The sequence below is a fragment of the Calothrix sp. UHCC 0171 genome (genome assembly GCF_034931845.1).
GTDB lineage: Bacteria > Cyanobacteriota > Cyanobacteriia > Cyanobacteriales > Nostocaceae > Brunnivagina.
In genome coordinates this window covers 196,082-211,824 of the sequence record NZ_JAYGHN010000007.1, presented here as the reverse complement: position 1 = coordinate 211,824, position 15,743 = coordinate 196,082, and the positions used below count along the sequence as shown (strand labels likewise).

Below are 15,743 nucleotides of genomic sequence, written 5' to 3'. Positions count from 1 at the left end.
GGGAAACCGGGTTTCTGAAGATTTCAGCAAAAAATGTAGAGGTGCGATATCTACGGCAGTCTACGCATCTCTACAAAATTTATCGGTTTATTTCAGGTAATTTCAACAACACAAGTCCCGAACTACTTTCTCGGTACTTGCAAACCACGACGTTCGAGCATCTGCCGTACTTCCGGGCTGGGGTTGTAATTGTAACCGTAGGAAGAACGCTCTGAATCATCTATGATTTGGGGAGTCAGTAAAACGATTACCTCATTACGCTGATTTTCTCGATTAGTTCTTCTAAATAGTGAACCAATTAAGGGAATATCGCCAAGGATAGGTAGCTTAGATACAGAGGTTCGGTCAGAATCTTGGATAATACCGCTCAGAATTAGGGTTTGACCATCACGTAGGCGAACTAAACCAGAATTTAGTGTACGCTCAGATATGAGAGTGACGATCCCAGCTCCTGTATTCTGAGTGGCGACAGGAGCGCTTACCGAGGGAGAAACAAAAAGCGAAACAAAGCCATTGTCATCAATGCGATCAATTTTCACATTCAATGTCAAACCGACCTTTTCCTTGTCAACTTCTCTAGTTGTTCTAGAACCAGACGGAGTATCAGTAATTGTCTCTGTTATTTTCCCTGGAACTTCTTGAGTTAAGTTAACGTTTGCTGTTTGCCCTTCTTGAACTATTAAAGTTGGGTCAGTCAAAATCTTAGCATTGCGATTTTGGACTTGTGCTTGTACTGAAGCCAGGAAACGTTTAGGGAATTGATACAGAGAAGGTTGGTTAAAGACATATGTATCAGGAGCACCATCAGTTCCAGGAGTAAATTGGGTAATGCCAGTACGTAGCGGGTTGGTACTAACTGAAGGGTTTGCAGATGGTCTATCTAAGGGGTTATTTCGGTCGCGTTGTCGAAAAAAACCATCACCTAAAAACACATTTTCTCCTACTACAGGGTTCGGAATTATAGGTGTTCCTGTGACGCTACCCTGAACTTCAGCAGATGTCGGAGGTCTAGAACCACCTAAATTTGAGGAAAAACTACCATTATCGCTAGAAAAGAAGTTATTTCCAATTCCAAATGAGAAACTGGTATTAAAATCTTTAATCCCTGTCAAATTAACATCAACAATCTTGACATTAACAGCAACTTGGCGACGACGGATGTCCAACTGACTTAATTGAGCCATCGCCAATTCCACTTGCTTCGGAGTCCCAATCAAGGTAATCGAATTCGTTCTTTCGTCGCCCAGGGCTTGTAAACCTCGTAACAATGGAGAAGAATATTTAGAATCCTCAAGGGAAAGACGTTCGATTTTAGTTTCTGTGGTCGTCTGAGATTGGGTAATGGGGTTTGCACCTTGCCCTACAGGAATTGCACTAATACTAGTAACCTGCCGTTCCCTACTCACAGCGCTTTCTGCACCCAAACCAACCAAGAAATTCAAGGCAACATTAACCGTTACTTGGTTGAGTCGCAGGTTCCGCATGACGACATCACGACTCGAGTTTGGCAGTCTGGGACCAACAAAAATTGTCCGTCCGCTACGGTTAGCTTCCAAGCCACTCAAACGCAAGACATAATTAAATACATCCTGGACAGGCTCATTTTGAATATCGAGCGAAACCTTCAACCCATCTCCTGGTGTCGCTGTCGCAGGTTGTCCACCCTGTGCAGTTGCATCAACCGATGAATAAGCCAAGTTCATATTTGCCGCACGAGCCAGCAAAGACAGCACTTCCCGCACAGGCGCATCCCGCAATACCAAGCGAGGTACACGTTCTTGTGTACCCAAATCAATCACACTCGGAGAAGCATCAAGTGCCGAAATTGCAATATCACCCACTGGTGGAGCCACCGCACGGGGTAAAAATGGTGGTGCAGAGTTATTTGGTTGCCCTGGTCCCTCTGCTGGGGCTGGCTGCTGACTAATAGTTGCAGGCGGTGCAATTGGGGGATTTGGTACAGCAGGGGCTGAAGATATCGGTGGCGCTGCGGCAACAGTGCCATCACCTTCAACAAAACTTAGGGTTAGCCCGTCGCGTCCGCGAATCACTGGTTGTGTATTCGGTGTACCTTTGCTGCCAGTCACTACAACTCGAATACTGTTGGAATCAAGTTGATTAATTGATACAGAAGCAATACCGGGACCAGGATTATCTTGACGAAAGCTATTACCTTCTGGTAAACGTAGTTGGGTGTTAATAATATCAGCTACCAAAGCGTTACCGCGCCTAGTAGTGAAAACTTGGGCGCGATCGCCTGCCGAAGCGTCTAAAACCAGGTTGACTTTACCATCAACTTGTTTCAGCTTCACACCCGTAATTTGAGTAGTTTGCGCCCATGCTGGTTGTCCGACTTGTGCAACCAAGATAGCTGCCGTAGCACCAAAAATAAAAGCATTACCGTGAAGTTGTTTCACAGTTCATTCCTCACCTGAAATCAACTAAAAATTTGTGTAATTTATTACTTGAGAATTCACAATCAATTTGCTGCAACAAATTGAACCTTAATTTAAACCCTTTCCCGGTTTCCCCAAACTTACACTGAATAAGTAATAAGCACTGAGTTAGAAGTTGGAATTTAGAAGTTGGGAATTAGAAATTAGAAGTTAGGAATTAAGAGTTATGAGTGTTCATTCTCCGCGTCCCCGCGTCTCCCCATCTCCCTTTCCTTTCTCCCCCTCTCATTCCCTTGCTACTTCGGCGCTTCCCCATCGACAGGAGTCGCTGGTTTTGCCTGTGCTGCTAATTCTTGCGGTGTTAATGGCATCAATGCCTGTAGCTGGAAAGCAGTAGTAATCGAAACAGGTCCAATCTTACGAATTGGTTTACCGGATGCATCTGTCGCACTATCTTGTGTCAGTGTCGATTGGTAATCTTTAACAATTAATAATGGCTGCAAACGCTCAATATTGCGAAGAATTGACTGTGTTTGTTCGTAAGTGCCAGTAAATTCAATGTTTACTTTACTACGCTTTAATTTTCCGTTCACTAGCGGACCAAAAGAACTATCAGTAATTACCTCTGTCTTTTGGGCATCGGGAGTATATTTCTTCATCTTTGATTTGACTGCATTTGCTGGCAGCAAATCATTACCAGATTCAACCAAACGGTTTAAGTCCAGCAGCAACGTATCTAAGGTTTTTTCATTTGAGAATAATCCCAAAACTTGACCCTGTTGAACTTTTGCTTGGGCTAATTCCTCTTTCACCTTGTCAATTTGCTGAATGCTAGCTTTCTTCTGGTCGATTTGACTTTGCAAGTCTGTTTGTTTCGCCTGCTGCTGCTGAAAAGTTTCCCAACTTGGCATAACTAAATTCAGCAGAATATAGGCAGCCCCAGCAACTCCAGCAAATCCAATTAAAATACCGCTAACTTTGGGTGTAAAAGTAATACCGAAGAGAACAGGATAGGTAGAACCTGCTTCTTCAAAACCTCCACCCTCAAACTCTAAATCTTCACTATAGGTCATCGTGGAAGCGCTCCTGTTTGTTGCAGACTGCGAATGCGGGTGACTAACCCAACTGTGCCTTTCTGTTCTAACTCGCGCATTAATTCTGATGCTGGAACTTCACTAACATTTGATTGAATTGTGTATTTCACTACTTGCGGTGGCTTGACTCCAGGAGCCAAGTTCACGCCGGGAGCTAAGGGCGCATCAACCAACTCAGCACTACCAATGCGAATTTCATTCGACTTCAGGAATCGAGACTGCTGTAGTGAAACTAAAAAGTCATTGACATCGTTGAAAGTACGGGCAAAGCCAGCAATCTCGATCGCACCCGCATTATTTGCTGGGGCTGGAGCCGAACCTTCGGGTGCAGGTAGGGCAATCTGTTTGACCGCATCTAATTGAACAGTTGCCGGAATCCGGTCTCTAACATCTTGTAACATTGCCGACCAAGGACGAATCTGGTCGAAGACTGTCACCAGAGCCTGTGTTTCACTCTTAACCTGGGTGATTTCTGCCCGAATTTTATTAATATTGCCAATTTCAGCTTCTAACTTTTGGTTCTCTTGTTCCAGTTGAGCAATATTTTGCTCTAATTCACCATTCTTTGCCTGTAAAAACCACCATCCAGTTCCCACCAGTGCCAAAGTAAAAGCTGCGATCGCTCCACCGATATATAGAGGTGTTAAATCTCCTGGTGTAGCTGGTGCTTTACGCTTTTTATCAGAAGAATTCTTCTGATCCGCAGTCCGCTCTTTCAGAAAATTAACATCTAAACCGTACACTTACTTATACCTCCCGCATTCCCAAACCAAGAACTATCCCTAAGCCAGCACGCTGAACTGCGGGAAATTTCTCTTCATCCACTTCCAATGACAAAGCACTTACAGGGTCAATCTGAGTAGTCGGTAAGCTCAATCTTTGGGTGAAAAACTCATCTATTTGTGATAATCCACCACCAGGTCCCGCTAATAAAATCTGGGCGATTTCCAAATTTTCACCCTGATTCAAGTAAAAATCGATAGAGCGACGCAACTCATCCGTGAGTTCACTCAATACCCGCATAATTGCGGCTATGCCTGGATTGACTGAGGTTTGACCCGTTTTACCACCATCCATCGGAGCTGAAGGAATCGTGATTCCTTGGAGCAATTCCATATCTCGTGATGCTGGTAAATTCATTGCCCGCGCCATTGCTATTTGCATTTGATGGGTGCCGATATGTACTGTCCGCGAGAATTGGGGTACACCGTTGACGATAATGGCAATTTCTGTGCTATCGAACTCGATGTCAAACAATACAGCAGCTTCCTGTGGTCCGAATTGCCGCAGTTGCTCACGAATTGTCCGAATCAAGGCAAAACTACTAATCTCCAAGACATCGATTTCTAATCCTGCCTGTTCAAAAGTTCTGACATAAGTATCAGTAATGTCTTTCTGTGTTCCTACTAACAAAACCTGTACCTTTTCTATGCCATCCTCATCGACAAAATACCCAAGCTTCTGGTAATCTACATCAGCTTCTTCGCGAGGATAGGGTAAATACAACCCGGCTTCGTGGTTAAGTACCATTTCCCGAAGTTCTTTATCATCGAGTTCGGCAGGTACAGATATCAAACGTACAATTGAATGCTCCCCCGGAACGGAAGTCGCCACTTTAGAGACTTTAATTTTATTATCAGCTAAAGTCTGTTGAATGATTTCCGCCATTGCTGGAGGGTCAGCAATTTTACCATTAGTAAATACACCTTCGGGAACAGGCACGGATGATAAAGCTTCTAATTTTAAGCCTTGACCCTGCTTGCGTATGCGAGCAATATTAACTTGTTGTGATGCAAGTTCGATGCCTATCCCTTTATTTGATTTCCCAAATAAACTATTAAAACGTTTAGCCACAGTTTTGACCGCAGAACTGCAATAAGGTGAAAATTTTATTGATTTAAGTTGTTGGTTATTGACTAGTGCTTAGTGGTGATTGGCTTTGAGGTGATTAGCTATTTTTGAACAAGTAATCAAGAACTAAAGACATAATCACAAACACTAAACAACTATGAATCAAGAACAATAACAACGTTTTAGTTATGTCTAGCTACTTACTAAGTAATTTGTTTAGCCTATAATCTCGACAATTCTGCACAAGTATTTCACCCCGCTTGAGTCGAAAAACGACAAATATAATCATTTCAGTTCAACATGGTTAAAATCGACATGATTAAAACTCAAAGGTTTAAGAAAATCACAACTTGGGCATTACTCAGCTTATTGACAACCTGGATTGTCAGTTGTGGCACGGGCAATGTTCCCACAAATACGAATCAAACTTCTTCTGGATCGGCAAAAATCGAGTTTTGGACAATGTCGCTGAAACCGAAATTTACTGACTACTTCCAAAGTTTGATTACGAGCTTTGAGTCACAAAACCAAGGTATAAAGGTGAACTGGGTAGATATACCTTGGGATGGTATGGAGAACAAAATTTTAACATCTGTATCCGCAAAAACTCCGCCTGACGTAGTTAACCTAAATCCAGGCTTCGCATCGCAATTAGCGGGGCGAAATGCTTGGCTAGATTTGGATGCGAAAGTTCCCAATGATGTTCGTTCCTCCTATCTACCCAATATCTGGAAAGCCAGTACATTGAATGGTAAGAGTTTCGGTATACCTTGGTATCTCACAACGCGGTTAACCATTTATAACACTGATTTATTAAAACAGGCAGGTATTGCAAAAGTGCCCAGTACATATACTGAACTCGCACAAGTTTCTCAACAAATTAAAGACAAAACAGGTAAGTATGCCTTTTTTGTGACATTTGTGCCCCAGGATTCGGGTGAGGTGCTGGAGTCATTTGTCCAGATGGGTGTGCAGCTTGTTGATGATTCCGGGAAGGCGGCTTTTAATTCTCCCCAGGGCAAAGCAGCATTTCAGTATTGGGTGGATATGTACAAAAAAGGTTTACTGCCAAAAGAAGTTTTGACGAAGGGACACCGACACGGAATAAATTTGTACCAGTCAGAGCAAACGGCAATGTTAACTTCAGGACCGGAGTTTTTGAAAACGATCGCCCAAAATGCGCCGAAAGTATCAGCCGTAAGTGCGATCGCTCCGCAGATGACTGGGGAAACTGGGAAGAAAAATGTGGCGGTGATGAATGTTGTGATTCCCCGCGACTCGAAGCAACCTGATGCAGCCGTAAAGTTTGCGATGTTTCTCACTAACGACGAAAATCAGCTAGCTTTTGCCAAAGCTGCAAATGTCTTGCCATCAACTACTAAAGCCCTGACTGATAGCTACTTTAAGGAAGTACCAGCCGATGCTTCTACCTATGATCAAGCCAGAACAGTTAGTGCTAGCCAACTACAACAAGCTGAGGTTTTAACGCCAACTTTGAAGAATTCTAACCTGCTGCAAAAAGCAATTTATGAAAATTTGCAAGCGGCGATGTTAGGTGAGAAGAATGTTGAACAGGCGATCGCGGATGCGGAAAAAGAATGGAATAGTGCAGGCAGCTAGTTAGGCACTGAATGCCTCTCAAAATAATTGTGGAGACGTTGTCTGTAACGTCCCCACAAACATGTGTGATTTGGAATTGAGTTGGAGTTTATGTGCAATTACTAAATTGCGCCGATGTTAGAAAGTCCTAAAATGACACCAACACCGAGAATATGACCAAAACACATTGCGCCAATAAATGTGGGAACGCTAATGGGTAGTAAAGGCATTTTCATACCCACCATTGGCTTGCTAACTTTAAATGTTAGTAAAAGTGCCAAAAAGGAACAACCACTGATAATAATTCCGATAGTGGGAGTCCAGGAAGGAGTGTTGGGAACACTCGACAATAATGCGAATAATAATGATGGATTCAATTTTCTATCTCCTCGAAAGCATAATTTATGGAGTCACTCAGGAGTCAAAAATCAGAATATTTCTTGATTTATTCAAGATTCTGAGTTTTAGATTTTCACTCTTGAATTCTTAACAAGATTATAGGATTTTATCTAAATAAACTGTGATGATTTCAATTAATTTATAATTACTGTATTCAAAACTACAATTAATCAAATTATCCACTTCTCTCCATAAATTTGCAAATTCGATAGTCTCTAATGTTCTACACTGATAAAATTTAGACAAATTAAATCTATGCGAATTAAGATTTGTGGTATCACTAATTTGGAGCAAGGTCAAGCGATCGCAACTTATGGAGCAACTGCTTTAGGTTTTATTTGTGTACCAACTTCACCACGTTATGTTAACACGGAACAAATTAAGTTAATAGTGGATGATTTACCGACTAAAATTGATAAAATTGGAGTATTTGCCAATGAAATGCTAGAAACAGTTATTCTTACATGTCAAAAATCTGGGCTAACGGGCATACAATTACACGGTGATGAATCAGTCGATTTTTGTCAAGATTTACGCCAAAAAATAATAGATAAGTTTGATAAACTCAATCAGATAGAAATTATTAAAGCTTTGAGAATACGCAGCCTTGACGACTTAGCAAAGGCGGCACTTTATACGAGTTATGTTGATACCTTATTGCTTGATGCTTACCATCCACAACAATTAGGAGGAACTGGACAAACCTTAGATTGGAATTTGTTGCAAAATTTTCACCCCGGTTGTCCTTGGTTTTTAGCAGGAGGTTTGACACCCGATAATATTCTTGATGCATTAAACCAAGTTAAACCTCATGGGATTGATTTATCAAGTGGGGTTGAAATCACACCCGGAAATAAGGATTTGGATAAAGTGGCGAGATTGTTTGAGAAATTGGGAAAGGTATAATTTGAGATTGAATATTTGAGAACAAGAAAAATCTGAAATCTCTAATTTTCCACTTAGAGATGTAATCTGAATACACTGGAAATGCCGCATCAGCTACTGGCATGACACGCTGAAAATGATGGAATCGAAAGGTCTTACTTTTGCCTTTAGCCCGAAAATACAAAAAGCCTAACGTACTATTTTAGCTGTGTCATACCACTAATTATGGATGGATTAATTTACACTTTAATTTATTTAATCCATAATTTTTTAGAAAAATGCTGCTTGATGGCGAATCAAATTAAAGAATTCTTCGCGGGTTTTTTGATCCTCTTGGAATACCCCAACCATCGCGCTAGTCACTGTCCAAGAACCAGGTTTTTGAACACCACGCATTGCCATGCACATATGGGCACCCTCCATTACCACAGCGACACCTTGGGGTTCGAGAATGGTTTGGATTGCTTCGGCAACTTGACGAGTCAGACGTTCTTGTACTTGTAAGCGACGGGAATACATCTCGACAATACGGGCGAGTTTGCTCAAACCAACAACCTTTTGATTGGGAATATAGGCGACATGCGCTTTACCCATAAATGGCAACATGTGGTGTTCGCACAAACTAAAGAAATTGATATCGCGAACCAATACCATTTCGTTATGCCCTTCATCGAAGATGGCATTATTCACCAAGTCTTCGAGGGACTGGCTGTAGCCACTGGTGAGGAAACGCATGGCTTCGGCTACACGTTTGGGAGTTTTCAGTAGTCCTTCCCGTTCTGGGTCTTCTCCAATACCGACTAAAATATTACGTACGGCATCCTGCATTTGCTCCATTTGCTCTTCTGTCGGTGGATGCAACTCAGGCTGTCCACCATTGTGAGTATTCCGATCTGGTCTAGTGCTAATAATTTCGTTCAAGTCAGGAATTAGCGGAGATTGAGAACCGTTGGAACGAGCGATAGTCATAAATATCTGTTTTGGTTTGGTGATGTTTCGGTGGTTGAAGAAGTGCTGAGTGCTTAACGTTTAGTTATCTGCCTTATTTAAAGAACGCCAGCACTTGGCATGAGAGTCAATTCATCTACAACTGCTTGTTGTGGTAGCAGTGCAGTGTAAAGAATTGATTGGGCAACAATTTCTGGGGTGAGCATTTGGGAACGGTCAAAGTTAGCATTAACCGTGTCTGTATCCCATAATTCTGTGTTGACAGAACCAGGACAGAGGGCGGTGACACGGATACCGTGCGATCGCTCTTCCTGTGCTAAAGTTTGCGACAATGCCATTAAACCTGCTTTGCTAACGCAGTATGCGCCCCAATTGGCGAAAGCTTGTTTACCAGCAATGGAGACAATGTTAATAATTGTACCTGTTTGTCGCTGCCGCATTCCCGGCAAAATCCCCATGATGCACTGAAAAACTCCGGTCAAGTTTAAGTCAATCACACGCTGCCAATCTGCTAAGGGTGTGTCGCTCAAATTTCCTGTATATGCCATCCCCGCATTATTCACGAGGATGTCAATATCTCCGAAATCAAGGGCGATCGCTTGTATTTTGGCTTGCACTTCGCCAACATCTGCTAAGTCCACGGCGTAAGCTTTGGCTTCTACCCCTACATGTTGTGCGGCGGTAGCTACTGCTGATAATTTATCTAGCGATCGACTCACCAGAGCAACATCAATCCCAGCTTTAGCAAATTCTAGAGCTGTAGCTTTGCCAATGCCGCTACTTGCTCCAGTAATTAAAGCGCGTCGTTTTTGTTCAACCAAAATGCTATCTCCCATTGTGATGGAATTCCTGGATGTTTTGCTATTCAATAGCTGCAAATTAATCGGTTCATACACATTAAGAAAATCTAAATTTCGCAGATATTTGTCTCAAAAGCTGCTAAAATTGTTGGTTAAAATATGGATATTTTTTGGATTAATTATTTTCTGCGGAAATAAATTAACCTGCATGAGCAACTTATAGACGCATTTGTAATATTGAGATAAGAATAGATAAAAATACTATGGTGGCTTGGGATAGCCTTCTATAGAGCGTTTGCCACTAGCTGCTAGGGAAAATAAAAGCACTACAACAGTAAACAAATTCTCTTTTTTTGGGAAGATCAAAATATCAATCACTCCAGATTTAGGTGATGAAATACGCTTTTACCAATAGCTGCTAACGGCTAAAAGCTTTTACATCCCAAAAATGCAAAATGCCTATAGCAATTAGATTGTCAACACAAGCAATGTTAACATTTTTTAACTTGCCATAGGCAATTATAGCATTTGTCTTGTTTACGGGTGACTTAATTTCCTCAAAAATTGCCGAAAAGAGTGTTGTGTCGGCAATTTCTCGAACACTTCTCTGAACTATGCTCAAATCAAGCAGATGCTTCAGTAAAAACGCCAATTTTCCGGAATTTTTCGTAGCGTAGTTGACGGCGTTGTTGAGGAGTGAGGCGGTTGAGTTCTTCTAAGTTATCCAATAAGGCAGTTTTGAGCGATGTAGCGGCTTTGAGGGGGTCTGAATGCGCTCCTCCAATCGGTTCTGAGAGAATTTGGTCAATAATGCCCAAATTTTTCAAGTCGTGGGAAGTCATTTTCAATACTGCTGCTGCTTGGGGTGCTTTGCTCGCATCTTTCCACAAAATTGCCGCACAAGCTTCTGGAGTGATGACAGTGTAAACTGAATGTTCAAACATTAGTAATTTATCACCAACACCAATACCCAAAGCACCACCAGAACCGCCTTCACCAATAACTGTACAGATGATGGGTACATCCAAGCTAAACATCTCGCGTAAATTATAGGCGATCGCTTCTCCCGCACCTTGACGTTCGGCAACAACCGTCGGCAGAGCACCGGGTGTATCGATAAAAGCTAAAATCGGCATTCGGAACTTATTGGCATGTTCCATCAAACGCATGGCTTTGCGATAACCTCCAGGGGTTGCCATCCCAAAATTGCGAGCAATATTATCTTTGGTATCGCGCCCTTTCTGATGACCTAACATGACTACAGGCTGTCCAGCCAAATAGGCGACACCACCAATTAAAGCTGGATCATCAGAACCGCATCTGTCCCCATGTAATTCCATCCAATCATCGGCGATCGCCTGGATGTAATCTAAGGTACTAGGACGACGCGGATGGCGTGCAACCTGCAATCGCTGCGAAGGCGATAAACTGCTGAAAATTTCCTCGCGTAATTGCGTAGCTCGCGTTTCTAGTTGACGAATTTGACCCGTGACATCGACCCCATTTTCCTCCGCCAATTGGCGAATTTGGTCAATGCGAGTATTCAGTTCTGCGAGAGGTTTTTCAAAATCCAACAGTAGCGGTTTGCGCTCAGTAGTTGCCATAGATTAGGGAATTGGAGATAGGGAGTAGGGAGGAGTCGGGGGAGGGATAGGCAATTGGTAATTCGCAATTCGTAATTCGTAATTATTAACTGCCCATTGCCCGTTGCCCATGTGCCAATCTAGACTAAAAGTGGTCGAAATCCGTGTTTGAGCGAAATCTGACCAATGTAACTCATTTTTTCTACGGTAATCTGATTACGACCCCAAGAAAAGTTAGTACGTAACTTCTCGAATTCTAAAAGCATAGATTCGGCGAAACAAGCAAATAATTGACGTGCGGGAACATCCATGTTGACAATTTGCATGATTTTCCAGTCAATATCTAAAGAATGCTCGACAATGCCACCATTCAGGACGCAGATGTCGGGATGTTGAACCTTTGTCGCCAGGTTTTTGGGGTAGCCGCCATCAATAATCAGACAAGGCTTTTTGAGGATAGCGGGATTGATTTCTACACCTTTAGGCATACTCGCAACCCAAACTATAATATCAGCTTCGGGTAACGCTTGTTCCAATACCATTATTTTTCCGCGTCCCAGTTCGGCTTGTAAGTCCTGCAAGCGCTCTTGATTTCGAGCGATAAGCAAAAGTTCTTTCACATCGGTTTTTGCATCTAGCCAGCGACACACTGCACTACCGATATCACCTGTTGCCCCACAAACAGCCACCGTTGCTTCTGACAAGTTAATTCCGACTTGCTTGGCAGCTTCTTCTACTTGCTTGGAAATAATATATGCTGTGTGGGTATTACCCGTAGTAAAACGCTCAAATTCCAATGTCGTATTCCGAACTTGGCGAAACTGTTCCAAGTTAAAATTTTCAAAAATGATTGAGGAGAAGCCACCTAGAGCAGTGATATGAATATCATGCTTTTGGGCGTGAGCCATAGCGTTAAGTATTTTCCGAGTCGCTGCTTTTATGCGTCGTGTTGCTAGCATCTCTGGTAAAAAGCAAGATTCGACATACTGCCCTTCGATTTTTTGTCCGGTGACGCTGGTGACTGTTATGTTATCAACAATTAGAGGTGGGGCACTACACCAAAAATCTAAATCCTGGTCGGCATATTCAGGGTAACCTAATTCGCGGGCTACGGATTGTGCGTGTTCTAAGCTTGTAAGATGTCCGATTAGACCAAACATGTACGGTTATTATTGGGCGTGGGTAAAATAAAGTAATAAGTGGGGTGTGGGAAGTTGAGAGTGCTGAGTGCTGACTTGGATTTTATTCAGCATTGTCTACTCAGCACTGGGATTTTAAGCCGTGCGAAGTCCGTGGGCGGATAAACGCAGAACATCACGGTTGCTAAAACCGATATTGCTTAATGCTTCTCCATATTGAATCATGAAGTCTTCTACTAATGCTTCTTTTTCCATTGCTAAGACTTTGGCATCTTTTGCAACTTGGTTGAGCATTTGCCAGACAATCGGAAGGTTTTGACGATTGGCTTCTTCAAGTTCGGCTTTGGATGCTTCAAAGTTTTCTTTGAGCCAAACTTCACCAAAATTTAGGTGCATATATTCATCTTTGACCACTCCTTCCGTAATTTTACGGGCAAAATCATCGGCGACTGGAATGTAAATGTTATATGCCGCGATCGCAAAACATTCAATAATCAAAGATTGAATTAACAAACAGGTGACAATTTTCCCTTCTGCTGCTGCTACCTGAAAGTTTTGGTGTAATTGGCAGAAAAATTCCTTAGCAAATACCATATCAGGGGTAACTTGAAGATTCTTCGCGCAAGCCTCAAAGCCTTTCTTGTGACGACTCTCCATCTTCGATAAACGGACTAAATCATCCTCATGTCCCGGTAGTAGTTTCGCTAATGTCACGTAATTCTCATGAGCTTCCTGTTCTCCTTCAATCACGATCGCATTAATGCGGCTATAGGCATCTTTGTAAGTTTCGCTCTGAAAATCAATTTTTAATTCGTCTGCTAGCTGCTGCATAGAGTGTTTGCTCCTGTGATTTGAATTATTTGATACAGCGTTACGACCGATCGCTAGTAGGGCGTTGCCGATAGCTTTGATGTTCACTGTGGTTTAATTTAACTTAACAAGTCACTATGTTATAGATTAGCTTTTGCTGGTAGTTATTGCTCGATTGCATCACAATAAACGCTTGGAAGTTATCAAACTATTATGTCGAAATTATGTTAAAAGCAAGCTGGAATCTGAAAAAAACTGATGTTTTAAGCCTGGGAGTCCTTGTACTGCTGGCACTTATCATCTTGCTACCTCTGATTATTGTTTTTCTTACCTCCTTTGCTCCCTCTGGTACTCTGTCTGGGACAGCATCGTCACAAAGTTGGTCGTTTGCTAATTACACTGAAGCATGGCAGCGAGGTAAATTTTTACTCGCTTTTTGGAATTCGACGTTTGTTGCATTAGCTGTCACCGCCTTGCAAATTATCACTTCGGCTTTGGCTGGTTATGCTTTGGCAAGGTTAAAGTTTCGCGGAAAACAGGCACTATTACTCATAGTTCTCGCCACTTTGGTGATTCCTTTTCAATTGTTAGTAATTCCTATTTTCTTAGTTTTGAAATGGGGAAATTTAATCAATACCTATGGAGCATTAATTTTACCCACGGCAGTCAATGGTTTTGGGATTTTTCTCTTAAGACAGTTCTTTGCGGGCATTCCCGTTGAGTTAGAAGAAGCTGCTGCATTAGATGGAGCCAACCGCTTACAAATACTTTGGCAAGTGATGTTACCGCTTGCTCGTCCGGCTTTGGTGACTTTATTTTTATTTACTTTTATTGGTGAATGGAATGATGTGTTTAAGCCTTTGGTTTTTACTACTAGACCGGAGCTAAGAACTGTACAATTAGCGTTAGCTGAATTCCAAGAACAATTTACTAATAATTGGTCATTAATGATGGCGGCAGTAACTATTGCCACTGTCCCTGTATTATTATTGTTTTTAATTGGTCAGCGCCAGTTTATTCAAGGTATTGCATCTACAGGAATTAAGAATTAGGAAGAAAGGCAATATAGGAATATCTAATTGTCTGCAATGGATTTTTTAATTATTCGTTAACTATCATCAGAATATATAGTTGTCATAGAGAAATTATCGTCCAATAAATTCTCACATGTCAATTTTCATAGATAAATATGGGTATTGTCGAATGGGTTAGAGGAAACATCATCACCCACCAAAATCATTATAAAAGATGCCTTCGCGACAATTTACACAGTCAATATTAGGGCTTAATTTTGCCTTGCAAATCCCCGATTTTCCATTTACACAGTCAATATTAGTGCTTAATTTTGCCTTGCAAATCCCTATTTTCCATCAACAAAGTCAGATAATGCTCAATACTTAAATCCAAGAAACCGGGTTTATTTGGCATTAAGTTTACTCTATACATGGCTTCTGAAACTGTCACTAATAATGGGTTTATGAATTCACAGGATATGAAGTATCACGATGTTTATCGCGAACTACTGATGCTAAATATTTAATTTTCAGTGTTTAATCAGGGTCGAGAGAAATACCCGAATAGTTAGTAATATCATCAGCAATATAAGCTTTGCCTTTAACAGTTAAATTAGCAGCTACCTCCTGACCTAAATAGGGACTTTCAGGATATCTTTTCCCATCAAATTTAACTAGCCAATAATTTGCTTTTGTTCCGCCACTACTAGTTAAAAAAATCATATTTTGCCAACCATTCGTCTTTTGGTCGGTGACAATTATCGGTTGATTTGTGACTAAAATTTGGGATATTAATTTATATCCTGGTGCTGTTTTTTGAAAAATCATTGTCGGACAACCACCTTTTCCGCACACATGTTTACTAACTACATAAGCGATAATTTCGGGATTACGATCGCCATTTAAATCAACGCGATTGTAGTAATATCTAACGGATTTACTCACTTCTCCCACTAAAGCACGCATAGCTTGATCAATTTCAGGATTGCGTTTGCTTTCAGAATTAATATACTCAATATTCTGGAAATTAATGCCACGCACAGCAGGAAGAACTTTTGATGAAGAAGCGATCGCTAACCAGTTTGTTTGCAGAGCAATTAAACTACCTATAAAAAATAAAGATATTCGCATTTATCCATGCCAAATTTTAGATAACGATTATGGCATATAAATTATCTAAAGTTGGCTAATCTTGTATTCGATATTCGATATAGGTGAGGAAAATG

The 15,743-nt window shown here is 41.5% G+C and carries 15 protein-coding genes; 3 read left to right on the top strand and 12 right to left on the bottom strand.

All coding sequences use genetic code 11. The annotated features are described in order from the left end of the window. Positions 1–122: 122 nt before the first annotated feature. The 4 genes from VB733_RS08350 to VB733_RS08335 all read right to left on the bottom strand — a co-directional run bounded on the left by VB733_RS08350 (position 123) and on the right by VB733_RS08335 (position 5,344). A complete protein-coding gene (locus VB733_RS08350) occupies positions 123–2,417 on the bottom strand; it encodes an AMIN domain-containing protein (RefSeq protein ID WP_323339606.1) in 2,295 nt (764 codons plus the stop codon). 275 nt (positions 2,418–2,692) lie between these two features. Then, positions 2,693–3,469 carry a pilus assembly protein PilO gene (locus VB733_RS08345; protein WP_323339605.1) on the bottom strand — a complete coding sequence of 259 codons (777 nt, stop codon included), beginning with the start codon at positions 3,467–3,469 and terminating at the stop codon, positions 2,693–2,695. Next, positions 3,466–4,233 (bottom strand): PilN domain-containing protein, encoded by a 768-nt coding sequence (locus VB733_RS08340; protein WP_323339604.1) that lies wholly within the window; start codon positions 4,231–4,233, stop codon positions 3,466–3,468. The genes VB733_RS08345 and VB733_RS08340 overlap by 4 nt, the downstream gene beginning before the upstream one ends. 4 nt (positions 4,234–4,237) lie before the next feature. Continuing rightward, the gene (locus VB733_RS08335; RefSeq protein ID WP_323339603.1) at positions 4,238–5,344 is read right to left on the bottom strand and encodes a type IV pilus biogenesis protein PilM; all 1,107 of its coding nucleotides are present in this window, start codon (positions 5,342–5,344) and stop codon (positions 4,238–4,240) included. A gap of 312 nt (positions 5,345–5,656) precedes the next feature. Between VB733_RS08335 and VB733_RS08330 the strand changes: the two genes are divergently transcribed. Then, entirely contained in the window at positions 5,657–6,961 is a 1,305-nt protein-coding gene (locus tag VB733_RS08330) for a sugar ABC transporter substrate-binding protein (RefSeq protein ID WP_323339621.1), read from the top strand. A 101-nt stretch (positions 6,962–7,062) separates the two neighbouring features. Here the strand turns inward: VB733_RS08330 and psaK are convergent, their stop codons facing one another. Then, entirely contained in the window at positions 7,063–7,317 is a 255-nt protein-coding gene (gene psaK / locus VB733_RS08325) for a photosystem I reaction center subunit PsaK (RefSeq protein WP_323339602.1), read from the bottom strand. Positions 7,318–7,594: 277 nt separating this feature from the next. Here psaK and VB733_RS08320 point away from each other — a divergent pair, with 277 nt between their 5' ends. Then, positions 7,595–8,245 (top strand): phosphoribosylanthranilate isomerase, encoded by a 651-nt coding sequence (locus VB733_RS08320; protein WP_323339601.1) that lies wholly within the window; start codon positions 7,595–7,597, stop codon positions 8,243–8,245. Positions 8,246–8,494: 249 nt separating this feature from the next. Here the strand turns inward: VB733_RS08320 and folE are convergent, their stop codons facing one another. The 6 genes from folE to VB733_RS08290 all read right to left on the bottom strand — a co-directional run bounded on the left by folE (position 8,495) and on the right by VB733_RS08290 (position 13,525). After that, entirely contained in the window at positions 8,495–9,193 is a 699-nt protein-coding gene (gene folE / locus VB733_RS08315) for a GTP cyclohydrolase I FolE (RefSeq protein WP_323339600.1), read from the bottom strand. Between the two features lie 77 nt (positions 9,194–9,270). Then, entirely contained in the window at positions 9,271–10,008 is a 738-nt protein-coding gene (locus tag VB733_RS08310; RefSeq protein WP_323339599.1) for an SDR family oxidoreductase, read from the bottom strand. 382 nt (positions 10,009–10,390) lie between these two features. Continuing rightward, entirely contained in the window at positions 10,391–10,594 is a 204-nt protein-coding gene (locus VB733_RS08305; RefSeq protein ID WP_323339598.1) for a hypothetical protein, read from the bottom strand. A 1-nt stretch (position 10,595) separates the two neighbouring features. After that, positions 10,596–11,576, bottom strand: a complete 981-nt coding sequence (locus VB733_RS08300) for an acetyl-CoA carboxylase carboxyltransferase subunit alpha (protein ID WP_096609770.1) — start codon at positions 11,574–11,576, stop codon at positions 10,596–10,598. A gap of 119 nt (positions 11,577–11,695) precedes the next feature. Next, on the bottom strand, positions 11,696–12,715 hold the full coding sequence (locus VB733_RS08295; RefSeq protein ID WP_323339597.1) for a long-chain acyl-[acyl-carrier-protein] reductase: 1,020 nt from the start codon (positions 12,713–12,715) through the stop codon (positions 11,696–11,698). Between the two features lie 114 nt (positions 12,716–12,829). Continuing rightward, positions 12,830–13,525 (bottom strand): aldehyde oxygenase (deformylating), encoded by a 696-nt coding sequence (locus VB733_RS08290; RefSeq protein WP_323339620.1) that lies wholly within the window; start codon positions 13,523–13,525, stop codon positions 12,830–12,832. Positions 13,526–13,728: 203 nt separating this feature from the next. Between VB733_RS08290 and VB733_RS08285 the strand changes: the two genes are divergently transcribed. Continuing rightward, positions 13,729–14,556: a carbohydrate ABC transporter permease gene (locus VB733_RS08285; protein ID WP_323339596.1), complete on the top strand. Its 828-nt coding sequence runs from the start codon at positions 13,729–13,731 to the stop codon at positions 14,554–14,556. Between the two features lie 498 nt (positions 14,557–15,054). On the opposite strand, the gene VB733_RS08280 is transcribed toward VB733_RS08285, so the two are convergent. Continuing rightward, on the bottom strand, positions 15,055–15,648 hold the full coding sequence (locus tag VB733_RS08280) for a hypothetical protein (protein WP_323339595.1): 594 nt from the start codon (positions 15,646–15,648) through the stop codon (positions 15,055–15,057). Positions 15,649–15,743: the final 95 nt, after the last annotated feature.